The 26,314-nt window shown below is 49.4% G+C and carries 26 protein-coding genes; 20 read left to right on the forward strand and 6 right to left on the reverse strand.

What is annotated here, in order from left to right; all coding sequences use genetic code 11:
* Window positions 1-53: 53 nt before the first annotated feature.
* The 7 genes from MA2_RS08910 (at window position 54) to tsaD (ending at window position 6,013) form a co-directional block, all read left to right on the forward strand.
* Window positions 54-869 carry a transporter substrate-binding domain-containing protein gene (locus MA2_RS08910; protein ID WP_067059074.1) on the forward strand — a complete coding sequence of 272 codons (816 nt, stop codon included), beginning with the start codon at window positions 54-56 and terminating at the stop codon, window positions 867-869.
* Between the two features lie 29 nt (window positions 870-898).
* The gene (locus MA2_RS08915) at window positions 899-1,747 is read left to right on the forward strand and encodes a transporter substrate-binding domain-containing protein (protein WP_067059036.1); all 849 of its coding nucleotides are present in this window, start codon (window positions 899-901) and stop codon (window positions 1,745-1,747) included.
* A 67-nt stretch (window positions 1,748-1,814) separates the two neighbouring features.
* Window positions 1,815-2,741: a transporter substrate-binding domain-containing protein gene (locus tag MA2_RS08920; protein WP_067059037.1), complete on the forward strand. Its 927-nt coding sequence runs from the start codon at window positions 1,815-1,817 to the stop codon at window positions 2,739-2,741.
* A 51-nt stretch (window positions 2,742-2,792) separates the two neighbouring features.
* Complete coding sequence (locus tag MA2_RS08925; RefSeq protein WP_067059038.1) at window positions 2,793-3,533, forward strand: ABC transporter permease; 741 nt, start codon at window positions 2,793-2,795, stop codon at window positions 3,531-3,533.
* Between the two features lies 1 nt (window position 3,534).
* A complete protein-coding gene (locus MA2_RS08930; RefSeq protein WP_067059039.1) occupies window positions 3,535-4,263 on the forward strand; it encodes an ABC transporter permease in 729 nt (242 codons plus the stop codon).
* Window positions 4,263-4,847 carry a hypothetical protein gene (locus tag MA2_RS08935; protein WP_067059041.1) on the forward strand — a complete coding sequence of 195 codons (585 nt, stop codon included), beginning with the start codon at window positions 4,263-4,265 and terminating at the stop codon, window positions 4,845-4,847. The genes MA2_RS08930 and MA2_RS08935 overlap by 1 nt, the downstream gene beginning before the upstream one ends.
* A gap of 104 nt (window positions 4,848-4,951) precedes the next feature.
* Window positions 4,952-6,013, forward strand: coding sequence for a tRNA (adenosine(37)-N6)-threonylcarbamoyltransferase complex transferase subunit TsaD (tsaD, locus tag MA2_RS08940; RefSeq protein WP_067059042.1), 1,062 nt, complete (start codon window positions 4,952-4,954; stop codon window positions 6,011-6,013).
* A 123-nt stretch (window positions 6,014-6,136) separates the two neighbouring features.
* Here the strand turns inward: tsaD and MA2_RS08945 are convergent, their stop codons facing one another.
* Window positions 6,137-6,349: a cold-shock protein gene (locus MA2_RS08945; RefSeq protein ID WP_067059043.1), complete on the reverse strand. Its 213-nt coding sequence runs from the start codon at window positions 6,347-6,349 to the stop codon at window positions 6,137-6,139.
* Between the two features lie 665 nt (window positions 6,350-7,014).
* Here MA2_RS08945 and pstS point away from each other — a divergent pair.
* From pstS to MA2_RS08980, 7 genes are all read left to right on the forward strand, one after another.
* The gene (pstS, locus tag MA2_RS08950) at window positions 7,015-8,211 is read left to right on the forward strand and encodes a phosphate ABC transporter substrate-binding protein PstS (RefSeq protein WP_067059044.1); all 1,197 of its coding nucleotides are present in this window, start codon (window positions 7,015-7,017) and stop codon (window positions 8,209-8,211) included.
* A 249-nt stretch (window positions 8,212-8,460) separates the two neighbouring features.
* A complete protein-coding gene (pstC, locus tag MA2_RS08955; RefSeq protein ID WP_067059045.1) occupies window positions 8,461-9,411 on the forward strand; it encodes a phosphate ABC transporter permease subunit PstC in 951 nt (316 codons plus the stop codon).
* A gap of 26 nt (window positions 9,412-9,437) precedes the next feature.
* The gene (gene pstA / locus MA2_RS08960) at window positions 9,438-10,289 is read left to right on the forward strand and encodes a phosphate ABC transporter permease PstA (RefSeq protein WP_079352219.1); all 852 of its coding nucleotides are present in this window, start codon (window positions 9,438-9,440) and stop codon (window positions 10,287-10,289) included.
* 75 nt (window positions 10,290-10,364) lie between these two features.
* The gene (gene pstB / locus MA2_RS08965) at window positions 10,365-11,168 is read left to right on the forward strand and encodes a phosphate ABC transporter ATP-binding protein PstB (protein ID WP_067059075.1); all 804 of its coding nucleotides are present in this window, start codon (window positions 10,365-10,367) and stop codon (window positions 11,166-11,168) included.
* Window positions 11,169-11,358: 190 nt separating this feature from the next.
* Window positions 11,359-12,264, forward strand: a complete 906-nt coding sequence (efeO, locus tag MA2_RS08970; protein ID WP_216634238.1) for an iron uptake system protein EfeO — start codon at window positions 11,359-11,361, stop codon at window positions 12,262-12,264.
* 77 nt (window positions 12,265-12,341) lie between these two features.
* Window positions 12,342-13,769, forward strand: coding sequence for an iron uptake transporter deferrochelatase/peroxidase subunit (gene efeB, locus MA2_RS08975; protein ID WP_079352220.1), 1,428 nt, complete (start codon window positions 12,342-12,344; stop codon window positions 13,767-13,769).
* 83 nt (window positions 13,770-13,852) lie between these two features.
* On the forward strand, window positions 13,853-15,685 hold the full coding sequence (locus tag MA2_RS08980) for an FTR1 family iron permease (protein WP_067059048.1): 1,833 nt from the start codon (window positions 13,853-13,855) through the stop codon (window positions 15,683-15,685).
* Between the two features lie 53 nt (window positions 15,686-15,738).
* Here MA2_RS08980 and rsfS read toward each other — a convergent pair whose 3' ends face one another.
* The 4 genes from rsfS to MA2_RS09000 form a co-directional block, all read right to left on the reverse strand.
* Window positions 15,739-16,119, reverse strand: a complete 381-nt coding sequence (rsfS, locus tag MA2_RS08985) for a ribosome silencing factor (RefSeq protein WP_067059050.1) — start codon at window positions 16,117-16,119, stop codon at window positions 15,739-15,741.
* Between the two features lie 36 nt (window positions 16,120-16,155).
* Window positions 16,156-16,917: a nicotinate-nicotinamide nucleotide adenylyltransferase gene (locus MA2_RS08990; RefSeq protein WP_067059052.1), complete on the reverse strand. Its 762-nt coding sequence runs from the start codon at window positions 16,915-16,917 to the stop codon at window positions 16,156-16,158.
* A gap of 70 nt (window positions 16,918-16,987) precedes the next feature.
* Window positions 16,988-19,171 carry a phosphate acetyltransferase gene (gene pta, locus MA2_RS08995; RefSeq protein ID WP_067059054.1) on the reverse strand — a complete coding sequence of 728 codons (2,184 nt, stop codon included), beginning with the start codon at window positions 19,169-19,171 and terminating at the stop codon, window positions 16,988-16,990.
* A gap of 65 nt (window positions 19,172-19,236) precedes the next feature.
* Complete coding sequence (locus MA2_RS09000) at window positions 19,237-20,415, reverse strand: acetate/propionate family kinase (protein WP_067059056.1); 1,179 nt, start codon at window positions 20,413-20,415, stop codon at window positions 19,237-19,239.
* 190 nt (window positions 20,416-20,605) lie between these two features.
* Between MA2_RS09000 and MA2_RS09005 the strand changes: the two genes are divergently transcribed.
* From MA2_RS09005 to MA2_RS09030, 6 genes are all read left to right on the forward strand, one after another.
* Window positions 20,606-20,800: a hypothetical protein gene (locus tag MA2_RS09005; RefSeq protein ID WP_067059058.1), complete on the forward strand. Its 195-nt coding sequence runs from the start codon at window positions 20,606-20,608 to the stop codon at window positions 20,798-20,800.
* 6 nt (window positions 20,801-20,806) lie between these two features.
* Complete coding sequence (lptM, locus tag MA2_RS09010; protein ID WP_067059060.1) at window positions 20,807-21,130, forward strand: LPS translocon maturation chaperone LptM; 324 nt, start codon at window positions 20,807-20,809, stop codon at window positions 21,128-21,130.
* On the forward strand, window positions 21,111-22,433 hold the full coding sequence (gene lysA / locus MA2_RS09015) for a diaminopimelate decarboxylase (RefSeq protein ID WP_067059065.1): 1,323 nt from the start codon (window positions 21,111-21,113) through the stop codon (window positions 22,431-22,433). The genes lptM and lysA overlap by 20 nt, the downstream gene beginning before the upstream one ends.
* A gap of 163 nt (window positions 22,434-22,596) precedes the next feature.
* Window positions 22,597-23,586 carry a diaminopimelate epimerase gene (gene dapF / locus MA2_RS09020; protein ID WP_373279767.1) on the forward strand — a complete coding sequence of 330 codons (990 nt, stop codon included), beginning with the start codon at window positions 22,597-22,599 and terminating at the stop codon, window positions 23,584-23,586.
* A 26-nt stretch (window positions 23,587-23,612) separates the two neighbouring features.
* Window positions 23,613-24,554: a tyrosine recombinase XerC gene (locus MA2_RS09025; RefSeq protein WP_067059067.1), complete on the forward strand. Its 942-nt coding sequence runs from the start codon at window positions 23,613-23,615 to the stop codon at window positions 24,552-24,554.
* A gap of 122 nt (window positions 24,555-24,676) precedes the next feature.
* Window positions 24,677-25,783, forward strand: a complete 1,107-nt coding sequence (locus MA2_RS09030) for an RNA-guided endonuclease InsQ/TnpB family protein (protein ID WP_067059069.1) — start codon at window positions 24,677-24,679, stop codon at window positions 25,781-25,783.
* A 40-nt stretch (window positions 25,784-25,823) separates the two neighbouring features.
* On the opposite strand, the gene MA2_RS09035 is transcribed toward MA2_RS09030, so the two are convergent.
* The coding region (locus tag MA2_RS09035) for a cyclic nucleotide-binding domain-containing protein (RefSeq protein WP_306303892.1) at window positions 25,824-26,314 on the reverse strand (491 nt) is incomplete at its 5' end.

The raw sequence follows: 26,314 nt of genomic DNA on the forward strand, positions 1-26,314 counted from the left end.
TGTATTTTTATCAATCACGCCCATTGGGCAAGCAAGGAATGAGTATGTCTGTGATGTCGTATGCCGCGCGTTCGGCGCAACAACTCGGGCGTTTGTCCCGTGTGGCGTTGTGTGTTGCCGCTGTCAGCGTCAGCGCGTGCCAACAAGCCAATGATGCCGCCAGCGATGCCGCTGCATCTGCCACCCATGGCACAGCGACCAGTGGTAAAAAAATCCGTATCGCCACCGAAGGCGCGTATCAACCATTTAATTACACCAACAGCGATGGCGGCCTAGCAGGCTATGATGTGGACGTGGCAAAGGCGGTTTGTGCTGAGCTCAAAGCCGATTGCCAAATCGTTGCGCAAGATTGGGATGGTATCATTCCAGGACTTTTGGCAGGCAAATATGACGCGATTGTGTCGGGTATGTCGGTCACACCAGAACGCGCTGCGCAGGTGGATTTTACCCAACCGTATTACAAAAATACCATCGTGTGGTTGGCGCCGACGACGGGTAAATTTAACCCTGCCAATATCAAAGGCTACAAACTGGCAACCCAACGTTCAACCACATTGGGGCAGTACTTGCAAGACCATTTTAAAGCCGATAATGATCTTAAATTGTATGACACGTATGACAACGCGTTTATGGATTTAAAATCAGGGCGTGTCGATAGTGTGCTGGCAGAAAAAGTCACCGCGTCTGAGTGGCTCAAGCAAAACCATGACAAATTTGCCATCATGGGCGATGAAATCGACAACAATGATAATATCGCCATTGCGGTGCGTCGCAATGATGCGCTCAAAGGTGAGCTTGACCAGGCATTGACGACGCTCAAAAATAACGGTCAGCTTGACAAGCTACAACAGCAACACTTTGCGCAATAATTGGACAACAGGTGGTGAGTATGAAGGTCATGGAAATTAATCGAGTGTCACCAACGTGGCAGCGTATGTGCCTGTCGGGATTATTAGCAGGTGTGGCGGCGTTTGGCGTGAGTGCGTGCCAAAAATCAACAGACTCTGGTGCAACCAGCGCGGCAAACGCACCTGCCGCAAGTGCATCTGGCAGTGCAGCCGATAACGCCAACTGGCCGCAAATTCGCATTGCCACTGAATCAAGCTATGCGCCATTTAGCTACAAAGACGCGCAGGGTAATGTGGTCGGCTTTGAGATTGACCTTGCCCATGAGCTATGTGAGCAAGCCAAAATCCGTTGTGAGATCATCTCACAAGACTGGGATGGGCTGATTCCAGGACTACAGGCGCAAAAATACAGCGCGATTATGGCAAGTATGTCAGATACGCCCACACGCCGCGAGGTGGTGACATTTAGTGAGCCGTACTTTATTAATAACTTGGTGATTCTTGGCAAAAAAGGCGTGGATAAAGGCGCAGATGATTTGGCAGGTAAAACCATTGCTGTTGAGCGTGCTACCACTGCCGCCGACTATATTGCCGCACACTTTCCCAATGCGGTGGTCAAAAGCTACGACAACCAAGAAAACGCTTATCTTGATTTGGCATCGGGACGGGCGGATTTGATGTTGTCAGACAGCGCACCAGCCTTGCATTGGCTAAACACCGATCGCGGACAAGGCTTTGAAGTTAAAGGCGAACCAATTAAAATTGATGACAAAATTGCCATCGCCATGCGCCAAAACGATCCACTGGTGGGGCAGTTTAACGACGCGCTCGCTGCGCTTAAAGCCAATGGCAAATACGACAAGTTGTACCATCAATATTTTGCCGATATTCATCAATAAATCAGATGCTATCAAACGGCAAATACTTTGATTGACCCGACCCGTCAAGGACTGACACATGAACGCAATGAATTTATTCACACGTTTTGGGCTAAAACACTCACCAAACACGCATACTGCCAAGCCGCTGATGGTGGGCGCACTGTGTGCGATGTTGCTAGGCGCGTGTCAGCCTGCCAGCACGCCTACAGGGCAAGCTGATACACAAAATGGCAGTACGGCCAACGCAGCAACTGGCCGCACGCTGCGGATTGCCACCGAGGGCGCGTATCGTCCATTTAATTACACCAATGCCGATGGCAGCTTGGATGGGTTTGATGTGGACATCGCCAAGGCGTTATGTGCTGAGCTTAAAGCGCAATGTGAAATCAAAGCACAAGACTGGGATGGCATTATCCCTGCACTAAACGCGCACAAATACGACGCGATTGTGTCGGCGATGTCGGTTACGCCTGAGCGCGCGGCACAGGTGGATTTTACCGAGCCATACTTTGATAATATGTTGGTGTTTTTGGCGCGTGATGACAGCACCTTTAACCCCGATGATACGGCACAAATTGATAGCCATACCCTGACCGCGCAGCGTTCGACAATCTCGGCGCAGTGGCTTGCTAACAAGCATCCAAATGCCAACGTCAAGCTGTATGATACGCTTGACAATGCATTTATGGATTTGGCAGCAGGTCGTGCTGATGCCATGGTGGCGGATCGTGCGCCTGCATTGGTGTGGCTACAAACGCCATCGGGTCAAGGCTTTAGCCAAAAAGGTGCGCCAATTGATATCCAAGATAAATTGGCGGTTGCGGTGCGCCGTGGCGATCCGCTCAAAGGTGAGATCAACAGCGCATTGGCAGCCATTCGCAGCAACGGCACGTATGACCGAATTGTACAGCAGCATTTTGGTGGTCTATCAGCGCATGATTCGGCGGCCTCATCGGTCACTGCTGCATCAGCAGCACCAGCCGCCACGTCTGGCAGCACAAGCCAACCGTGATTTTGACCATGGACCATCATCAACCAATAGACAGACAGCAGAGGCAAACAGGTGTTTGATTTACAAGGCTATGGGCATTTATTGCTAAGCGGTTCGCTGATTACCATCAAGCTTGCACTCACCAGCCTTGCTATTGGTCTGTTGTTGGGGCTATTGGGTGCAAGTGCTAAGTTATCGCGCTTTGCTGTACTGCGCGGATTGGCAACGGCATATACCACGTTGGTGCGTGGTATTCCTGAGCTGTTGTCGGTGCTGTTTATTTATTTTGGCGGCTCTATGCTGCTGATGGCACTGCTGAAAAACTTTGGCTACACCGATTATGTCGAAATTAGCCAGTTTTGGGCAGGTGTGGCAGCGTTGTCGTTCGCGTTTGGCGCGTATGCCACCGAGACGTTTCGCATGGCGTTTCAAGAAATACCATCGGGGCAACGTGAATCGGGGCAGGCTTTGGGTATGCGTCCGTGGCAGATTTTTTGGCGCATCACCTTGCCGCAAATGTGGCGCATTGCGTTACCAGGGCTGGGCAATTTGTTTTTGGTATTGCTTAAAGACACCGCGCTGGTATCGGTGGTTGGGCTTGATGATTTGATGCGCCAATCGACAGTGGCGGCAACGTCCACCCAGCGCCCGTTTACGTTTTATTTGGCAGCGGCCTGTATTTATCTATTGATGACGGTGGTGATCACCGCGATTTTGATGGCATTAGAGTGGTACAATGACCCTGCCGAGCGTTATGCCAAACGTTTGACCCGCCAAACAACCGACCGTAAACTGACAGCGATGGGGAATTAAGATGTCGTGGAATTGGCAAGTCATTTGGGAGAGCCTACCTGCGCTGTTAAATGCGTCATTGGTGACTATCGGTTTGGTGGTGATATCAGGGCTTTTGGGGCTGGTGCTTGCGGTGCCGTTGGCATTGGCGCGTTTATCTAAGCGTCCGTATGTCGCCGCGTTGCCGTTTGTGTATATGTTCTTTTTTCGCGGTACGCCGCTGCTTGTGCAGATTTTCTTGATTTATTATGGTATCGGGCCATTTATCCCCGATAGTATGAAGCAAGGTTGGCTGTGGGATGAGGTGCTTGCTAAGCCGTATTTTTGGGCGATCGTCGCTTTCACGCTCAACACCGCCGCTTATACAGCAGAGATTATTCGCGGTGCGGTTAAAGCCATTCCTAAAGGGGAGAATGAGGCGGCAGATGCGCTTGGCATGTCATACCGCCAAAAGCTACGCCGTATCATCTTGCCGCGCGCATTTGGTATTATGCTACCTGCCTATAGCAACGAGGTGATTTTTATGCTCAAAGGCAGCGCGTTGGCTTCGACAATTTCTATCATGGATTTGACGGGGCAAGCCAAAACTTTAATTGCCAAAAACTATGCCACGCTTGAGATGTACTTTGCCGCAGGTGTGCTGTATTTGATTTTAGCGTCGGTATTTATCGCGATTTTCCGCGTCATCGAACGCCGCGCCAATCGGCATTTATTCAGCGTCCCCGTCAGTACCACCGAGGTCACGGCATAATGCGTGCTGTGCCAAGCTTGTACCGTCCGCGCTTGCTATGGCTATGTATCATCACAAGCATGTTAAGCGCGTGCCAACCTGCCCAAGAGTCGGCAGCTACTAGCTCTGCCGATTCTGCCCCCGTTGCTAGTATAGCCCACGCATCTGCCCAAGTTGCCACCGCTGGGACCAACGCGCGCTTGCCGCAAGTGCTAGATTGGACAAAAATTGATTCGGGCGTCACCGCGGTGGACAAAAATACGTTTGACTACCCATTTGCACTTGATAGCAAGCCTGTGCAAGCCTATGCCGATGCGTACCACGTTGATGCCAACAGCGCGCGCTATAATCTCACCGTGGGCATGGCAGTCAATGAGGTGTTGGATAAAGTGCTTGACCAAATCGGTACGGCGTATGTTTCGCATGAGCTTACCGCAGGCAAAACCAGTGAATTTATCATCCACACCACACCGCGTATTGAGCCAAGTCGGCATACCTATGTGTTTGCTGAGCCATTTGCGCATGGGCTGACCATGGATGTCATCATCGCCAACGATGGCATCAAACCACCCATGCCTGCCGACACCAATCACCGCCTACCTTAGCCATTCGTATAAGCTGGTGTTATTGTTTTAACCCGTTGTAGGCTGAAATTTGCCCGTTCTGCCCTTATACTAGCCTGTGATATTGAATAAAAAAGGAAGCAGCCATGCGCGTATTGGGGTTAGAAACCTCTTGTGATGAAACTGGTTTGGCAATTTTTGATGGCAATGCGCTCAATCCAGCCGACGGTATTATTGGGCAGGTACTGTATAGCCAAATCGAGCTGCATGCCACTTACGGCGGTGTGGTACCAGAATTGGCAAGCCGTGACCATATTCGCAAGTTGGTACCGCTACTCGATGAGCTGCTTAGTCAAACGGGGCTTAGCAAGCGCGATATTGATGCCGTTGCCTATACCAAAGGGCCAGGACTGGTTGGCGCATTGATGACGGGCGCGCTATTTGGGCGCAGCCTTGCCTATGCTCTTGACATACCTGCAATCGGCGTGCATCACATGGAGGGGCATCTACTGGCACCATTGATGTCAGCAGACGCGCCTGCATTTCCGTTTGTCGCGCTGCTGGTTTCGGGTGGGCATACGCTACTGGTGGCTGTCGAGGGCGTCGGGCGTTATCAGATATTGGGGCAAAGCATCGACGACGCGGCAGGCGAGTGTTTTGACAAAGCCGCCAAAATGCTGCAACTACCCTATCCAGGTGGGCCCAATATCTCACGACTTGCCCAGCATGGCGATCCTCATGCCTATGACTTGCCGCGCCCAATGCTAGGGCAGGGGTTGGATTTTTCATTTAGCGGTATGAAAACCGCCGTGCATAACTTAATCGCCCATCATCCAACTGACCCCAACAACCCTGCCGACCAACAAACCCGTGCAGATATCGCGGCAAGTTTTGAGCATGCCGTCGTGGATACGCTGGTGAAAAAATGTCGCAAGGCATTACAGGCAACGGGTATGCGCCGCCTGGTGATTGCAGGTGGGGTGAGTGCCAACACGCGTTTACGTCAGGCACTACAACAGCAGCTGCGCGCCATCGACAGCACGGTATATTACGCACCGCCTGCGCTTTGCACCGATAATGGCGCGATGATTGCATTTGCTGGTTGGCAGCGTTTGCGCTCAGGTCAACACGATGATTTGGCGGTCAGCTGCTTGCCGCGTTGGGATATGACCGAATTGCCTGCAGTGGACACAGCCGTTAGCCAATAGCGGTTTTAAGTATGGTAAAAGAAAAAATAAACAAGATACAAGGCACAAAAAAAGGCAAACGAATGTCATTTGCCTTTTATTTTTTACCTGATCGGCGGTTGAGATTGAGCCGATCACGTCAAGTTATAGCGCCACAATATTGTTGGCCTGTTCGCCTTTTTGACCATTGCTAACCGTGAATGACACGCGTTGCCCTTCATGCAAAGTTTTAAAACCCGAACCTGCAATCTGGCTAAAATGTGCGAACACATCTTTGCCGCCATTATCCTGTTGAATAAAACCAAAACCCTTGGCTTCGTTAAACCACTTTACCGTACCGCTGACTGTATTTGACATGCCAGTATCCAATCTCTGCTCAAATTTGAGCGTCCTAAATCATAACGAGCCGTTGTCATGAAAATCACGCTCGTCGCTCAGCTTGTATCTAACGCGTATCACAGCCGTCAAACAATCATAGTTTGCAATCATAGTTTGACCGAGCATACGCCAACAACATCAATCAAAATCTAGGAAAAAAGGATACACAAATATACTTCAAAACAGACTTAACATAATGCGGTGCATCATTATAGATGCCGAATAGATGCCGATTGCGCACGGCAATCCTTGACAAGCTGACCGCCAGTATAAAGTAAATTTTAAAGATAACAAGCAAAATATTAAATTTTTTGTAACGGCAAACATTGGGTCTAGCTGGAATTGTGTCTATCTGGACAAGTTGATTTTACGATGTCATACGATCCAAAAAAAGTTCAAATAAAGTTTTAGGCGACGCCGTGCGCTTATGAAAAATTTGCTTACAAAAAACCCGACTAAATTGCTCTGATATTGACTCTGTCACATTTTTGTCATAATAATGTCACACTTTATTGTAAAAATATGCACAATTTTGCGTGTTTCTTTAAAGTTGTTTACTTAACATCACAATTCTGTCATCTATTCTAAATATCCTGCTTTGGGATATTTGTATGCACACGAACATTATATATTAAGGAGTTCCCATGCGTTATTCATTGCTAAGCGCAATCGTCGCTGCTACATTGGCACTAACTGCCTGTGGTAACAAACCAGCCGACAACGGCAATACCGCCGCAACCACAGGTGCTGATACCGCTAACACCACTGCGCCTGCAGGCGGTAACCAAGCCGTTGGTCAAACCATCACTGGCGCAGGTGCATCATTCCCACAACCGATTTATGCCAAATGGTCGGGTGATTATAAAGCCGCAACAGGTGGGCAAGTTAATTACCAATCAATCGGTTCATCAGGTGGTATCAAGCAAATCGTTGCTAATACCGTAGATTTTGGTGCATCAGACAAGCCATTGTCAGTAGAAGACCTAGAAAAAGACGGCTTGATCCAGTTCCCAACCGTAATCGGTGGGGTAGTGCCTGTGGTGAATATCGACGGCGTTCAACCTGGTCAATTAAAACTTGACGGCACCACGCTAGCAAACATATACTTGGGCAAAATCACCAAATGGAATGATCCAGCGATTGTCGCGCTAAACCCAGGTGTGACATTGCCAGATGCGCCAATTACCACGATTTTCCGTTCAGACGGTTCAGGCACAACCTTTAACTTCACGCATTATCTATCATCTGTATCACCAGAGTGGAAAGCAGGTCCTGGCGCAGATGCGTCAATCAAATGGCCAACTGCAGCCACGGGTGCAGGTGGTAAGGGTAACGAAGGCGTGGCAAGTAACGTGATGCGTGCCAAAAACTCAATCGGTTATGTTGAGTACGCCTATGCCAAGCAAAACAACATGGCATATACCCAAATGAAAAATGCAGCTGGTAACTTTGTTCAGCCATCTGCCGAAACCTTTGAAGCAGCAGGTAACGCTGATTGGGCAAATACACCTGGCTTTAATATCGTGCTAACCAACCAAGCCGATGCCAACGCGTGGCCAATCTCTGCGGCAACCTTTATTTTGGTACATAAAAAACCAACCGACCCTGCCAAAGCCAAGGCTGTGCTAGAGTTCTTTGACTGGGCATATACCAATGGCGATGACGCGGCAAAATCACTTGACTTTGTACCGTTTGGTCAAGCCAGTAAAGCTGCCTTCCGCGATAGCTGGAAACAAGTGGTGGGTGCAGACGGTCAGCCTGTTTACACCAGCTCAGCGACTATGGGCGATAACACTGCTGTTGCTGTAGCGTCAGCTGCTGCCCCTGCCTCAGCGCAGTAATCTTGGTTTGATGTGAAGCAGATCTATATGACATAAAGCGGAGGAAATAACGTAACGGCGATATTTTCTCGCAGTCAAGCGTAGAGCAATACAGACTTGTCAATGTCGGCTCTACGCTTTTTTTTGATTAAATGTTTTTTTGATTAAATGAAATTGGCGCAGGCTAATTGCGCGCTTCACACATAGGTTGTAGGCGTTTTTAATCATTTTTTTCGCCATTTTTCCAGTATTTTTGAAGGCACGTGGGTTATGTCGAATTTACAAGCACAATTAGCCAAGCAGCAGCGTTATGACTGGCTGTTCGTCAATGCCACTCGCTTGTTTGCGTTTTTGGTATTGCTTTTGCTCGGCGGTATTTTGGTTTCATTGTTTTGGGGCGCGTGGCCAAGTATGAAGGCGTTCGGGCTGTCGTTTTATACCAGCTCAGAATGGGATACGGGCTCAGATGTGTATGGGGCGTTGGCACCGATTTACGGCACGCTTGTGACCTCGGTAATCGCGATTTGTATTGCAGTGCCCGTAAGCTTCGGGATTGCTATGTTTTTGACTGAGCTATGCCCAGGTTGGCTCAAGCGTCCGTTGGGGATTGCCATTGAGCTATTGGCAGGTATTCCGTCAATTATTTATGGTATGTGGGGATTTTTCGTGTTCGCACCATGGTTTGGTAAATATATTCAGCCATGGTTGATTGAGCATTTGGGCGATGTGCCTGTGATTGGCAAGCTATTTCAAGGCGCGCCGATGGGGATTGGTCTGTTTACTGCCAGTTTGATTTTGGCGGTTATGATTATTCCATTTATTGCGTCGGTGATGCGTGACGTGTTTGCAATCACGCCACAGATGCTCAAAGAATCAGCGTATGGCTTAGGGGCGACGACGTGGGAAGTGATGACCAAAGTTGTGTTGCCTTATACCAAAGCAGGTGTGGTCGGCGGTATTATTTTGGGTCTAGGGCGTGCGTTGGGTGAAACCATGGCGGTGACGTTTGTGATTGGTAACGCGTACAACATCAGCCCAAGTTTGTTCCAGTCAGGTGTGTCGATTACCTCATCACTTGCCAATGAGTTTGCTGAGTCAGAAGGCTTGCACCAGTCATCGCTGCTGCACTTGGGCTTTTTGTTGTTTATCATTACCTTTATCGTGCTGGTGATTTCTAAGATCATGTTGGCGCGTATGGACCAAAACCAAGGCAAAAAATAACCACGCCGCACGGCTTAGGAGATTGTATGGAACGTAATAATGCACTTTATAAACGCCGTCAGGGTTATAACACGCTAGGGCTGATCTTTGCAGGCTGTTCGGTGGTGTTTGGCTTGGTGTTTTTGGGGCTGATTTTGATTAAGCTGTTCACCGCTGGTGCACATGCAATGATTACCATGCCAATTTTTACCCAAGATACGCCATCGCCCAATGATGTCGGTGGTTTGCGTAATGCGATCGTTGGTTCGGTGATGATTACAGGTTTGGGGCTATTGGTGGGTACACCGATTGGTATCATGGCAGGTATTTATCTTGCAGAGTTTGCTGAAGGCAGTTGGCTTGGCAAGGTGACACGCTTTATGAATGACATTTTGCTGTCAGCACCATCGATTGTCATTGGTTTGTTTATCTTTGCCTTGATGGTACAAGGGCGTAACTTCTCAGGTTGGGCAGGTGCTATGGCGTTGGCGTTGCTTGTGATTCCTGTTGTTGTGCGTACCACCGAAAATATGCTACGCCTTGTACCGAACACTTTGCGTGAAGCAGGTTACGCGCTAGGCACGCCTAAGTGGAAACTGGTCAGCTCAGTAACATTGCGCGCGGCTAAAACAGGGGTTATGACAGGTGTGCTGTTGGCATTTGCGCGGATTTCGGGCGAAACCGCACCGCTATTATTTACCGCGCTTAACAACCAATTCTTTAGTACCAACATGAGCCAACCGATGGCAAACTTGCCCAACGTGATTTATCAATATGCCAGCCAGCCTTATCCGTCATCTAACCAATTGGCATGGGCAGGTGCGTTGCTGGTCACGCTTGCGGTATTGGCACTTAACATCATCGCGCGCTTGTTGGGCGGTAAGCAAAAGTCTAACTAATAAGCGGCGACAAATTGGTTAAACATTTTATCAGACAGATCGATCAAATAGGGATTTAATATGCAAGCTAATGACATGACAGTAGCTAATGGTGCAGCAGTCCATGACGCAGCGGCTCACGGCACGCCTGCTAAAATGGCAATCCGTAACTTGGATTTTTATTACGGCAAATTTCACGCGCTTAAAAACATCAACTTAGACATCGCCGACAAAAAAGTTACCGCATTTATCGGGCCATCAGGCTGTGGTAAATCAACGCTATTGCGTACATTTAACCGTATGTATGACCTATACCCTGGTATGCGTGCTACGGGTGAAATTAACCTTGATGGTCAAAACATCTTGGACAAATCGGTGGACTTAAACCTACTGCGCGCGCGCGTGGGCATGGTGTTCCAAAAGCCGACCCCGTTCCCGATGTCAATTTATGACAACGTCGCGTTTGGTGTGCGTTTGTATGAGCGATTGAACAAAGCAGAGCTTGATGAGCGTGTAGAATGGGCACTCAAAAAATCGGCATTGTGGAATGAGGTCAAAGATAAGCTACGCGAATCAGGCTTGTCATTATCGGGTGGTCAGCAGCAGCGTCTGTGTATCGCACGCGGTGTGGCAACGCGTCCAGAGGTTTTGCTGCTTGATGAGCCGACCTCAGCACTTGACCCAATCTCAACAGGTTCGATTGAAGATTTGATCAATGACTTAAAACACGAATACACCATCGCCATTGTGACGCACAACATGCAGCAAGCGGCGCGTGTTTCAGACTATACGGTGTATATGTATTTAGGCGATTTGATGGAAATGGGGCCTACCCAAAAAATCTTTACCAACCCAGAACGTAAAGAAACCAAAGATTATATCGAGGGTAAATTCGGCTAAACACAAGCCAAATCCTCTTTTCAAACCATCTGTTCGTCACAGATGGTTTTTTGCATTTGGTGATTTTTTTATGTTTCATAAATGCTAATCAGCAATAAATGCTAAATTTTTTCGGTAAGTATTGATAACTATTATCATCTAAATTATAATAACTGGCTGAATATGACGCATTTTTTAATAGGTGATGGTGATGGTAATGGTAAAGCAGGGAAAAATTTGGCAACAAGGATTGAATCAATGGGCGTTGGCAAGTACATTAGGCGCGGTGCTATTGGCAACAGGTTGTCAGCAAAAACCTGATGCCACTGCTGCCACAGCCGAAGCTGCTTCCGCGCCAGTATCAGCCAATGCCAGCACTACTACCAGTACGGTGGATCTATCTGCCGAAACCGCTGAGTACAAAGCTTGGGTAGAAGGGCAGATCGACCAGTTACTTGCTGATACCGAAAGATTCACCACCTTGCTAAAAGAAGGCAAGCTTGAAGAAGCCAAGGCATTGTACCCCATCGCGCGTATGCCATACGAACGCTCTGAGCCAATCGCCGAAAGTTTTGGCGATCTTGACCCACGCATTGACAACCGCGAGGCAGACCTTGAGCCTGATGAGATTTGGACAGGTTTTCACGCCATCGAAAAAATCTTGTGGACACAAAACACCACCAAAGGTACTGAGAAATACGCCGATCAACTGCTTGCTGATATCAAAGAGCTACGCGCCAAAATACCCACCGCAGATGTCGATGGTGACTTGATGGTGCAAGGTGCGGTGGATTTGCTCAATGAAGTGTCTACTAGCAAAATCACAGGCGAGGAAGAGATTTTTTCGCACACCGATTTGTACGACTTTCGCGCCAATATTGACGGGGCAAAAAAGATTTTTGAGATTTTAAAGCCTAAAATCCAAGCCAAAGACCCAGCACTGGTGACCGAGCTTGAAACGCATTTTGCCCAAGTTGATGCCTTGTTGGATCAATACAAGATCGGTACCAATGACTACGTCTCTTATACCGAACTTAAGCCTGAGGACACCAAGGCACTGGCAGAAGCGGTCAATAAATTGGGCGAGCCATTGGCACGGATGGGTGTGATTTTATAAAACGTGGGCAGATAAAGCCAAAATAGGGCTACATTGGTAAGTTGGTGAAAGTAGTGGTTAATAAAGAGGTAACAGATATGGCAACACGGCAAAATCAACAGGCAAATAGCGAAGGCATACCAACTGACTTGCGCCAACACACCAATCAAACATTTAATGCTGACACACCACGCCTAGACCGCCGCCGATTTTTAACGTCTTTGGGGGTAATCGGTGCGACGGGTGCAGCAGGTGCATTGGGTTTATCGGCTTGTCAGCCTACAAGTCAATCTGGCGGCACAGCGGCAGTAAATACCGCGTCAAGCGCAAGCAATGATAATCCCACAGCCACCAATACCAGTCAAGTTGCTGATAAAAACGAAAATCCCAAACACGCAGGCAGTGATGCCAATAGTACCAAAAACTGTTTTGCCGATAGCCAATACGATTTTTATGGACAACACCAAGCGGGCATCACCACACCGACTCAACGCCAAAACTACTTTTTGGTGCTTGATTTGCATACCACCGACCGCGCGGCGATTGTCCAAATGTTCAAAGATTGGACAGAGTATGCGGCAAGACTGACCCAAGGCGACAATATCAAGCCATACGGCGATAGTCCGTTTGTTCCACCTGTCGATACGGGCGAGGCGGACAGTTTGGGCGCGTATGGTTTGACCATCACGTTTGGTATCAGCCCAAGTTTTTTGAAAAAACTGGGCATGGAAAAACTGGCACCACCCGAGTTTGCCAGCCTGCCTGCGTTTCCACGTGACCAAATTCGCCCAGAGCTAGCAGGCGGTGACATCTGTATTCAGGCGTGCGCAGAAGATTCGCAAGTGGCGTTTCATGCCGTGCGTCAGTTGGTACGCCAAGCGCGTTCCAATATCACCATGCGCTGGAGTCAAATGGGTTTTGTCAGCTTTGATAGCGGCAATGAAACCCCACGCAATCTATTTGCGTTCAAAGATGGCACGGCAAACCAAAACACCATCAAAGCACCGAATGACAATATCTGGATTGACCGAGGTTGGCTCAAAGATGGTACCTATTTGGTCGTGCGTTTGATCCAAATGCACCTAGAAACGTGGGATCGCACTTCACTTAAAGGGCAAGAAGAAACCTTTGGGCGGCACCGTGATTCAGGTGCGGCCATCGGCAAAACAGGTGAGTTTGATGACTTTGATGTCAATGCCAGCGCGCCCAATGGCAAGCCACTGATTCCAGAAATTTCGCACATGAGTCTTGCTAAGCGCACAGGCTTACACATCTTGCGCCGTTCATATTCATATGCCAGTGGTATTGATCCTAAAACAGGGCAATTTAACGCAGGGCTGCTGTTTATCTCCTTTCAAAAAAGCCCTGCGCAGTTTATCGGTATTCAAAATGCCCTTGGGCGGCTTGATAAAATGAATGAATACACCACGCATATCGGCAGTGGGCTGTTTGCCTGTTTTGGAGGCGTGCAGCAGGGGGAATATATCGGGCAGTCACTGTTTGAACAAGCCGAAAAACTGGCTTAAGCTGAACTCATCCTGTTTGGCGATACGCTCACGTAGCTATAAGCACCTCACAACCACTTTATTGGTATAAAGCAAGGTAAATCATGACATTCACCCAATTTGGTAAAACCCTCACGTTGGCAGGCGCGTTGGCAGTCGGTGGACTTGGTACATTCAACCATGCCGCTGCCGCACAGCCCGATACACAAAGTGCAAGCGTTGTCACAACCGCAAGCCAGCCGACCCAAGTGACGACACCAGCCAGCACCGAGACGAATAAACAAGCAGCCGACAAAAAACTCAACCTAAGCCCGATTTTTATTCAACTCTCTGACGCGATGGGCGCAATCAAGGCAGGTGATACCGCACACGCGCAAACCATTATGCGCCAAGTGCAAAGCGAATTTGATGCGCTTAACACCACATCATCACAACTTGGGCAAACAGCAGCGCAAGCCATCACCACCGCCACCCAAAATCCAACCAGCGACAACCTATCGGCAGCATCAAGCGCGTTATACGCCTTTGAAAAAGAACAAAATCCTGTTGATTATTCTGCCAAACGCAAGGCATTTGCTGCCAAAATCGTGCCTGCTTATGAGCAGTTTGCCCAAGTTGCCAACGGAGGTGAGCAAGATATTGCCAAACTACGCGCTGCTTATGATCAGCTGTATAGTACCTGGCTGGCGCACGAACGCGTTGTACGCAACACCAGCATGGGGCATTATGGCAAAATCGAAACCGCGCTTGCGCTGATACGCGTGTCGATTGAATCTAACCCTGTCAATCATACCCAAATCCAAACCCAACTGGCAAATCTCAAACAAAATTTGGACAGTTACAACGCAGGTGACACCGCCGAAGCCGTTGTACCACAAGGCGCGACTCTTGACAGTGGTATTCAGTTATTGCGCGATGGACTTGCCGCCTATCAATCAGGTGATCATGCCACAGGTCAAACCAAGTTGGGCGAATTTATCGCGCTGTGGCCAAGTATTGAGGGCGACGTCAGCACACGTAACCCTGCATTGTACAACCGTGTAGAAAGCCAAGTCCCTATCATCATGGCAAATGGGCAAAAACCTGAGCAACAAGCCAATCTACAAACCTTAATCAACGAACTTGCTCAAATCAACCCCACAGCGCAATACACCGCGCTTGATTCCATGTTGATTTTACTACGTGAAGGCTTAGAGGCGTTGTTGGTCGTTATCGCGCTATTATCGGCATTGACGGCTGCCAACCAACCACGCGGTAAAAAATGGGTCTATGGCGGCGTGGTGACAGGGCTGTTGGCAAGTGTCGCTGCCGCGTTGGCATTGCAGCAGCTATTCCCGTCAGCGACATCGGGCGCGAATCGTGAGATGTTTGAAGGCTATGTTGGCATTTTTGCGGTGATAATGATGATCATCATTGGCGCATGGTTACACAGCAAAGCCTCGGTCAAATCATGGAACCGCTATATCCAACGTCATATGGGGGCGGCTTTGACGGCAGGCGGCTTTACCTCGCTGTTCGCACTGAGCTTCTTGTCGGTATTTCGTGAAGGTGCGGAAACGATTTTATTTTATGTTGGCGTGTTGCCGAATATCACCATGCAAAACTTTTGGCTTGGCATCGGTATGGCGTTGGTTTTGTTGGCGGTGGTTGCGTTTGTGCTACTCAAAACTTCCGTGCGCTTGCCCATTCCCAAACTGTTCCAGGCACTCACTTGGGTGATTTATTTCTTGGGCTTTAAGATTTTGGGCGTAAGTTTGCATGCGTTGCAACTCACGCAGCATTTGGGCATGACCCATGTCAATTTGCCTGCGATCGAGTGGTTGGGTTTTTATCCCACCGTGCAGACGATTATCGCGCAAATCGCCTATATCATCGCGATTGTGCTATTACAGGCGTATATGCGCCGCGCGGATCAGCAAGTGGCACAAGCGGCTTAATACAGACAGCAAAAAACAAAAACGGCAAGAAAATTTCTTGCCGTTTTTTATATTTACGCCAACTGCTTGACCGCTTGCGCGCCCCACAAGCCTTCTAAATCATAAAACTTACGCGCCTGTGGCATCATGACATGCACCACCACCGCGCCCAAATCAATCAGCGTCCAGTCAGACAAACCTTGCCCCTCAACACCCAATGGCAAAAAACCTTGTGCCTTGGCTTTGACAGCAACGTTATCGGCAAGGGCTTTTAGGTGGCGATTTGACGTACCTTCGGCAATGACGATGCGTTCGGTAACATCGGTAAGCTGCGCCACATCAAGCACGGTGATATTTTTGGCTTTTAAATCATCAAGCGCATCGGCAACCACGGCAAGGCACGCATCAACACGCGCGTTGGATTTGGCGGTAGAAGTGGTTTGGTTTTGTCTCATAGGCTAACAAGTTCCTTAGTAAAAATAAATAATAACCTACAGTAAGTGGGTGGGTAAGTTGCAATTTACCCCGTACAAATTGTGCTGCCTAATGTATGCCAAAACGGCAGGGGGTAGGGCGTTATGCAGGTTTGTCAGCAGCACATCGCGTGACATGGCATGGTCAGTTGGTGCAAGATTGGCTTGCCCAAGATCAGCCAGCCATGCGCGAATATCGCGGCTGGCTGTTGTTGGCGGCATAAAGTCATCTATTAAAATAAGGTTTTTGTGGGTATTTATCAAGTCAAGCGTTTGCTCAGCAATGATATTTTGTTGAGGCGAAAAAAATTGTCTTAAGGCTTTATCAATGGATGGTGTCGCCGCGTCGTTTTGACCTGCTCGCGCAATAATCCACAAATTTGCCCAGTCAAGCAGTTCATCACCACGCCGCCAGCGCGCAAGATTTGACGCGCTATCATCACCTAAGACGAAGATACGTATATCATTGGGGTAACGCTTGGCAAACGTGATTAATGTGTTGATAGTATAGACAGGCGGCGGTTGGTGGATCTCGCTGTCATCAAGTGTCAAGTACGGTATTTTGGCTAAAACAAGTTGCAGCATGGCAAGCCGATGGGCATTAGCCGTTGGGCTGGCCTTGAGTGGTGAACCTGCAGTCGGTAAAAAACTTGCCTTAATCGGTGCGTGGGGCGCAGCTTGGCGCAAACGCTGATACACATGTTGCAGCATAGCCACATGCCCAACGTGCACGGGATCAAATGAACCGCCAAGCCATACACGAATGGTTGGGATGGTCATACTATCAACACAACACGAATAACGGCGCGGTGCCGCTATCCGCGTTTGTGAAGTTGGTAAAACGGGTCATTTATTTGCCCGTATCCGCGGCTTGAATTGCGGTCAAGGCAATCGTGTACACGATGTCATCAACCAAAGCACCGCGCGACAAGTCATTCACGGGTTTGTTGAGACCTTGCAGCATGGGACCGACGCTGACGACGTTTGCTGAGCGTTGGACTGCCTTATAGGTTGTGTTGCCTGTGTTGAGGTCAGGGAAAATAAACACATTGGCTTGCCCTGCCACAGGTGAATTCGGTGCTTTGGATTTTGCCACACTTTTGACCGACGCCGCGTCGTATTGTAGCGGACCATCAATTAGCAAGTCAGGCGCTTGTTGGCGCGCAAGCTCGGTGGCTTGGCGTACTTTATCCACGTCCGCACCTTCGCCCGAGGCGCCCGTTGAGTAGCTGATCATAGCAACTTTGGGCTCAATACCAAACGCTTTGGCAGACTGCGCCGATTGAATGGCGATCTCTGCTAGCTGCTCAGCGGTGGGGTTTGGGTTGATCGCGCAATCGCCGTATACTACCACTTGCTCAGGCAACAGCATAAAGAACACCGATGACACCAGCGAATATTGTGGTGCGGTTTTAATCAGCTGAAACGCAGGGCGCACGGTGTTGGCGGTTGTGTGCACAGCGCCTGAGACTAAGCCATCGACTTCTCCCAGCTGTAGCATCATCGTGCCCAACACCACCGTATCTTGTAGCTGATCTTGCGCTTGTGCAGCGTCAAGTTTGCCTTTGCGACGTTCCACCATCGGCGCAACATAACGCTCAACCAATGGCGCAGGGTCGATGATCTCTAAACCATCGGGAATTTCAAGCCCACGATCTGCGGCAACCTTGCGCACCTCATCGGGGACAGCTAGTAGCACACAGTTGGCGATACCGCGGCGTTGGCAAATGATGGCGGCTTCCACGGTGCGCGGTTCGCTACCCTCAGGCAAAACGATGCGCTTGTTGGCAGCTTGTGCGGTTTTGACCAGTTGATGGCGAAATGCCGACGGCGATAAGCGTGGTGCTTGCTGATGTTGGCTAAAGTTGGTTTTAAGCCAGTCCAAATCTAAGTACGCGGCGACAAATTGCGCGACATCCAATGCGCGTTTTTGGTCATCGGCAGGAATTTCGTAGTTGGCTTGTACCAAATTTTGCACGGTTTGGTAGCTATCAGTGGGGACAGTCATCACAGGTAAGCCGATTTTAAACGCGCCTTGGCATAGCTGTAAGACGTTGTCGTTTGGACGAATACCACCTGTTAGTACCAAACCTGCCAGTGACACGCCATTCATCGCCGCAAGTGCGGTTGCCATAATGACATCATCACGATCGGCAGGTGTGACCAGTAGCGTGCCGCGATGAAACAGGTTTTGAGCATTGGCGACCGAACGGGCGACCAACTTGGTATCAAGCACACGGCGAGTTTTAGCTGCGCCTTCATTGAGCCATGTGGCATTGAGTGCCTCAGCAACATCAACGGCACGCGGTACACTCAGTGATGCGCTAAACGGTACCGTGCCAATCACGGCAAATTGCTCACCGCCAAATGTTGGCGATTGCTGGCGCACAGCTTGGGTAAAGTCATCGTTAAGATCAAAACGCGCACTGCCAGCGGCGGCAGGTGGATCGACAACATCATCGGCATTGCCCAATCCACGCACACGCATCAAAATCGTACCCAACACGCGCTCACTGGCAAGCCCACCAAATGCCCGTGCAAATACATCGAGCGTATCAGCAAGCGTATTTGCCGCCTGCGTATTACCGACATCGGTGGTGCTGACCAAAATCACCTTGGCATCAAGCGCATTGGCAAGCGCGGCATTGACCTGCTGGCTGTAGCTTGCCGTGTCATCGGCGATCAAGCCTTCGCATACCACCACGTCATAATCGGCAAGACTTTGCCGCTGCGCAACGACATCCTCAAGCAAGTCATCAAGCTGTGCATTACCCAACATACGTTCAAGGCGTTGGCGGCTAATCGATGGCGGCGGATTGGTACCAAACGCGTTTTGGATAATCGCGCTTGCCCGTGCCAGTGTTGGCGCGTCTGCTTGGCTTGATGTGTGGCTGGCAGCTGGTGTGGTACTTTGTGAAAATGGCTTCATAAAGCCTGCTTTGATGCCAATGCTGTCAAGCGCGTGCATCACGCCCAAACACGCTGACGTCAGCCCAATGCTGTGCGCTGTGGGGATTAATAACACGGTTTGCATAAGTTTATCCTGTATCCGTATATTTTTTTAAGTGTTAAAAATTTCTTAATTTTGACCCAGTAAAACTATGCCATGCCCAAGACTTCCTTGGTTTCTTTGGCAACTTGTGCTTCTTCATCGGTTGGAATCACCCACAGCTGTAGCTGACTGCCTGCTTGGTGAAAGCTACCTTCTTTGCCGCGGCTTAAACTTGCATTTTTATCCTCGTTAAAGGCAATACCAAAATGCGGCAAGTTTGCCAAAATCTTAGCACGAATGAGTGGCGCGTTTTCACCAATACCGCCTGTGAACACAATACCTGTAAACACAGGCAATGCACAGCTTAGTGACGCGATATAACGCGCGGCTTTATAGCAAAATACATCAATGGCAAGCTTGGCATCGACATCGCCCTCATCGGCTGCCTGCTGCACACTACGCATATCACTTGACACACCCGATAGGCCCACCAAGCCGCTTTGCTTGTTATACATAGTTTCAATTTGCTCCCACGTGTAGCCCAACGTACGGTGCAGATGAAAATGCAAACTTGGGTCAACATCGCCGCTGCGCGATCCCATCACCAAGCCCTCAAGCGGTGTCAAGCCCATGCTGGTGTCAAGGCTGATCCCGTTGCCCACTGCTGTGACCGAGCAGCCGTTGCCCAAGTGTGCGGTGATCCATCCGCGCTCTTCACTGGCGTTAGACAACGCGTCGGCGCGTGAGCTGACATAGGCGTGCGAGCTACCATGAAAGCCATAGCGGCGAATATAATGCTCTTGATACAATTCTTTGGGAATAGCGTAGCGAAAGGCTTTTGGCGGCATGGTTTGGTGGAATGCCGTGTCAAACACTGCCACTTGCGGCATATCGGGATACAATGCCTTGACCGCCTCAATACCCAACGCGTGCGCAGGGTTGTGTAGTGGCGCAAGCACCTTTAGACGTTTAACCTCTGTCAAAACATGGTCGTCAACCAACACAGCTTGCGAAAACTCACGCCCACCGTGCACCACACGGTGACCAACCGCGGCAATCTCATAATCCTTGAGTAAGCCTAAGATTTTTTGTAATGCCCAACGATGGCTTGCCCCTGCCAATGCAATTTCGGTTTTCTCACCGCTTGGGTCGGTGTGGCGAATCCGTGCCGTATCAAGTCCCAAGTTTTCTGCCAATCCCTGAATCCGTGGTGTGTCATCATCGTTAAGCAGTGCGTACTTGATCGACGATGAGCCGCAGTTGAGTACCAAAATTGGGTTTTTCATGCCGTTCCTTCCTTATCTATCAGCTTTATTTATCAAAACGGTTTTAGTCATCGCACAGGCAAGCAGGGCATTGCCATGTCGTGCTCATCCGTAACATTTGTGTAATTTATATATGCTAAAAAACCACAAAACCTAGGCGCTGTCAAGCCAAATCATCACTGATTTTTGATGAATAAATGACTGGTAAGTCTTGGCAAAATTTATCCTAAACAACATCCATCTTTCATCAAGCCACACTAAAACTGCCCACAGTGCGCAGTCGCGTGTCGGCATAGCCTTTGCCCAAAAAAACCGCTACAATAACTGTTTTTGGCGCGTTGATCGTGGCAAATTGCCGCCCAAACGCGCAATTTTTAGCCAGTTGCTAGCCAACGCGCTTGGGTAGGGTTGTATGCCAAACGGTTTTTTTCATCATTTATTGCCAGTACCACAACACCGTTTGCTTCGGTTTGCGTTGGGTGTGGGCATGGGGCTGGCGTTGATCGGTTGTGGGCAAAAAGGCGATTTGTACTTGCCTGAGCGCACAAGCCCTGCGCTTAACACCGCTGACCCAACCACTCAGCCGACCAACCAATCACTTGCTAATAACCCCAACGTGACGTATCAGACCACCTCCCAAACCCGCGATGCTGCCAGCGCGCCTGCTGCCACACCAGCGACCAGTGCCAGCCCGTTTGACCCAGCCATGATTCAGGATGACCGCAATGCCTATTAATTCGCCCAGCCTATCTGCCATTGTGCTTGATCCCGTTGTCCATGCCGCGAACTTGCCTGCATTACAGTATGTCGATGGCGTGCTCAATATGGACGGCTTGGCGTTGGACGCGCTTGCCGAACGTTTTGGCACGCCATGCTATGTGTATAGCGCGGAGGCGATGACGGCCGCGTATCGTGAGTACACCGACAGCTTTGCCAGTGTGCCACACCAGATTTGCTATGCGGTTAAAGCCAATAGCAATTTGGCGATTTTGCACTTATTGGCGCAGTTGGGCGCAGGATTCGATATCGTCACAGGTGGCGAGTTGGCGCGGGTATTGGCGGCAGGCGCAGACCCAAGCCGCGTGGTATTTTCGGGACTTGGCAAACAACCTGCCGATATCGCGCGCGCATTAGCGGCTGGCATTGCGTGTTTTAATGTTGAATCTGAAGCCGAGATTGCACGCATCGATCGCGTGGCAGGCGAGCTCGGCAAGCGTGCGCCGATTTCACTGCGTGTCAATCCCGATGTCGATGCCAAAACCCACCCATACATTTCGACGGGTTTAAAAGAAAATAAGTTTGGCATCAGTCACCAAGACGCGCTGCGCGTGTATCAGCAGGCTGCCAGTTTGCCCAATCTTGACGTGGTTGGCATTGATTGTCATATCGGTTCACAGCTGCTTGACGCGCAGCCATTTGCCGATGCATTGGCAAAAGTCGTTGAGCTAATTGAGGCATTGGTGCAGGTGGGTATTCACTTGCAGCATATCGATTTGGGCGGTGGGCTAGGTGTGCGCTATATCGACGAGCAACCTGTCAGCGTGGCGCAGTTTGCCGAGTATCTATTGCCAACGCTTAAACGCCTTGACATGAAGCTCTACCTTGAGCCAGGGCGTAGCTTGGTTGCCAATGCAGGTGTATTGCTTACACGCGTAGATATCCTCAAACCCAGTGCACACAAAAACTTTGCGGTGGTTGATGCCGCGATGAATGACATGATTCGCCCTGCGTTATATCAAGCCGAGATGGGCGTGATTCCCGCGCGCCTAACGGACGACGCGCAACCTGCCAAAATATGGGATATTGTCGGTGCGATTTGTGAAACAGGTGATTTTTTGGCAAAAAACCGTGTATTAAGCCTTGCCGCTGATGATGTGCTGGCGATAACAGGCGCAGGCGCGTATGGCTTTGTGATGGCAAGCAACTATAACAGCCGCCCACGTGCGTGTGAAGTGCTGATCCAAGATGGCACCGCCCACCTGATCCGCGCGCGTGAAACCGTCGAAAGCTTATGGCAACTTGAGCAGATCGTCAAATAACGGTTAGTTAAAAGTTAAGCAAAACGCTTAGCCAATCAAAATTTAACCCATTGAAATTCAGCGGTTTTTTGCCCATATTAAGGATTTTGACACAACGCAACTTATCAAGCTTGCCATCGCATGATAAGATATTGCCAAATAACAAAATTTTTAAGGAACAAAAATGCTGATTGAATTCACCAAAATGCACGGACTGGGCAATGACTTTATGGTCATTGATTTGGTCACCCAACGCTTAAACCTATCGCGTGAGCTGGTTAAGCTATTGGGCGATCGTCATTTGGGCATCGGTTTTGACCAACTACTAATTGTTGAGCCACCCACACGCCCCGATGTCGATTTTCGTTATCGGATTTTTAACGCCGACGGCAGCGAGGTGGAGCAATGCGGCAATGGTGCGCGCTGTTTTGCGCGGTTTGTGCAAGCGCGTAAGCTGTCGTTTAAGCAGCGCATTCGTGTCGAAACCGCCAGTGGTATTATTACCTTATCGACCGACAATTACGGTTGGGTGCAAGTGGATATGGGTAAGCCCAAGTTTGAGCCCGAAGATATCCCGTTTGCGCCTAAAGCCATCACCAAGGTGCAAAATTCCTACCGCCTCAACGTCGAGGGCACACCTGTTAGCCTGTATGTTGCCAACATGGGCAATCCGCATGCCATTATCAAGGTTGATGATATCCTGACCGCCGAGGTCGAAAAACTTGGCAAAGCGATTGAAAGCCACCCTGCGTTTCCCGAGCGCGTAAACGTTGGCTTTGTTCAAATCATGAACAATCGCCACATCCGTCTGCGCGTGTATGAGCGCGGTGTGGGCGAAACACAAGCGTGTGGTACAGGCGCGTGTGCGGCGGTGGTGACGGGCATCCGCGAAGGCTGGCTTGATGAAGGCGAAGATATCCGCGCCCAGCTATATGGTGGTAGCTTGATTATTCGCTGGCAAGACGGCTATCCTGTTTATATGACAGGACCAGCGACGTTTGTCTATGAAGGCGTGTTTAGCCCCGAAGGCTTGATGGCAGGGGCAGGTTTTTCGCCCGAAGTCGCCCAGCAAACGCTCTACCAAGACCACCACGACTACGATACCGAACCTGATACCGATGACATCTACCGCTATGATGCCCGCAACGATGACTACAACCCGTATCGTTACTAATAGCGCGACTAGGTCTCACGTGTTGCATGACTAAGCCATGCACCAAGCACAGCACAGCTGACGTTAGCAACCGTCAGCTAGCCGAAGCATGGCTTAGCGAGCTTGCCAGCACGCGCTATACCCCTGCAACGCTTAAAAGCTATCGTCAATCGCTGCAGGCGTTGTTGACATATTTAGATGAGCAACATTTGCCTGTAAAACTTGTTAAACGTCAGCAGATGTCAGACTTTATGCTGCTGCGTATTGAGCGCGACGCATTGAGCGAGCGCAGCTTGCAGCACGAGCTTACCGTGTTGCGCCAATGGTTTGCTTGGCTATTGGCAAATGGGCAAATAATAGTCAATCCAACGCTGTCACTGCGTATGCAGCGCAAGCCGCGCCCCTTGCCCAAAATTTTAGATACCGACACCATCAGCCAACTGCTTGACCAACCTGCGCCCAAAGAAGCAAACGCGGCACGGCTGTGGCAGCGTGACAAGGCGATGTTCGAGCTGCTATATGGCAGCGGGCTGCGTGTTAGTGAATTGGTTGGTTTAAACCTTGCCGATATCGACCCCTCGGGGCAGCGCGTGCGCGTGCAAGGCAAAGGCGGTAAAACGCGTATCGTGCCACTTGGCACCAAGGCTTGGCAAGCATTGCAAGCGTATTTGCCATTGCGTGCACTGTGGTGCAAACAAGATGACCCTGCCGTGTTTATCAGTGAGCGTCAAGGCACGCGCCTGACCACACGTAGCGTACAATTACGCATCAAACAACAAGCCAAACGCGCAGGCATCGCGCAGGATTTATACCCGCATTTGTTGCGCCACTGCTTTGCCTCACATCTGCTCAGCGGTAGTGGTGATTTGCGCGGCGTACAAGAATTGCTAGGGCATAGCGACATCAGCACGACCCAGCTTTATACTCACCTAGACTTTGCTCAGCTTGCCAGCGTGTATGATACCGCCCATCCACGGGCTAAGCGTTAGCCCCATACTGCAATTTTTTTATCATCCGTTGCCGTAAACCTGCGACTTTAGGCAGTGGATATAAGGCAACTCCGAAGCCATGCTTACACACAGAAACTTATTAAATATGTTAAACTAACCCCATGAAAACCCTCAAGCTACGCATAAAAGACAAACACACAGACCAACTAAACCGCCTAAGCGGTTTGGTCAATTTTGTGTGGAACTATGTCAATGACTTGAGTTTTAAATACCGACAACGTACTGGTAAATTCTTTAGTGCCTATGACCTAAACGAATACACCAAAGGCAGCGGTGAACTACTCGGCTTGCATTCTCAAACCATACAAGCGATTAACGAAACTCACGCCAAATCGCGACGCCAATTCAAAAAGGCTAAACTTAACTGGCGAACCAACAACCCAAAGGCAAAGCGTAAAAGCCTAGGTTGGATTCCATTTAAGCAATCCGCAATCAAGTTACTGGCTACCCATCAGACGGGTAAAAAAGGCTTAAAATCAACCTTACAGCTTAGTTTAGCCAAAGGGCAGAAGCTAATTATAGACTTATGGGATAGCTACAATCTTAGCCTATATCAAATAAACACCCTTGAGGTCGTCCAAGACAGCCGTAACCGTTGGTATGCCTGTATCACCGTTAAAGACTACCCAAAAACCAAGTGCGGAACAGCTAGTGTCGGCATAGACTTAGGCTTAAAAGACAGTGCCACCACCTCAAAAGGTGATAAACTGCAAATCAAACAGACCCAAGCATGGGCTAAAAAATTAGCTATCGCCCAACGAGCAAAAAACAAACAGCGTGTTAAGGCAATCCATGCCAAAATCAAAAATACACGCCAAGACCTCATCCACAAATTCACCACAGGGCTAGTCAAAGACAATGCCCTAATCGTGATCGGTGATGTAAAAACCACCCAATTCAGCCGTAAAAAAGGCAAACTAGCCAAAAGCGTATATGACGCAGGTTGGTTTGAACTCAAACGACAACTGACCTACAAGTGCGAGAACGCAGGTTGCCGTTTTGAAATCGTCAATGAGAAATACACTACCCAAACTTGTTCGTGTTGCGGTCAAATCGACAGCAACAGTCCGAAAGGTAGAGCAGGTTTGCGAATAAGAGAATGGACTTGTGCGAAGTGTGGCACGTGGCATGATAGAGATATCAATGCCAGTAAGAACATTCTTGCGGTCGGGCTTGACCGTCTTGTAGAAGGAATCCCCTCACTTTAGGGAGGGGAGGAAGTCAAAATTTTAAGCAAAAAATTTAAAATCAACATTGCTGTGATAACTGTTCAGAAACTTGACGCAGGCGAAGGCTGAGCATCAGTGCGACACCGCGCAATACCTCAATCGCCACGCGTGGATAATCCGATAGCACGGTTTCGAACGCTTTTTTGGATAGTGTTGCAATGCCCGTTAATTCATTGGCACGCACAGTAAATGCGCTGATTGAGCTATCAATCAGCACGATTTCTCCAAAACAGCTACCAGCTGATACCGTTTCGATATGTATTTGCTCACCCGTCGGCTTGTTTTTGATCACACCCAGCTCACCGACCAACACCAACGAGAGATAATCCATGTATTCGCCCTCTTCAATCAGCACTTCGTGCGGCTCAAGTTGGCGAAATTGCATTTTTGGTGCAAGGATACTAAGCATATACGGCTCAAGGTTGGCGAGCACCGCACTTTGTTGTAAATAATCAACGAAATTGTCTTGCATGTATTCCTCTTGCTCGCTTATTGGTAGTGTTTCAAAAA

The sequence above is a fragment of the Moraxella atlantae NBRC 14588 genome (assembly GCF_001591265.1).
Classification (GTDB): Bacteria; Pseudomonadota; Gammaproteobacteria; order Pseudomonadales; family Moraxellaceae; genus Faucicola; species Faucicola atlantae.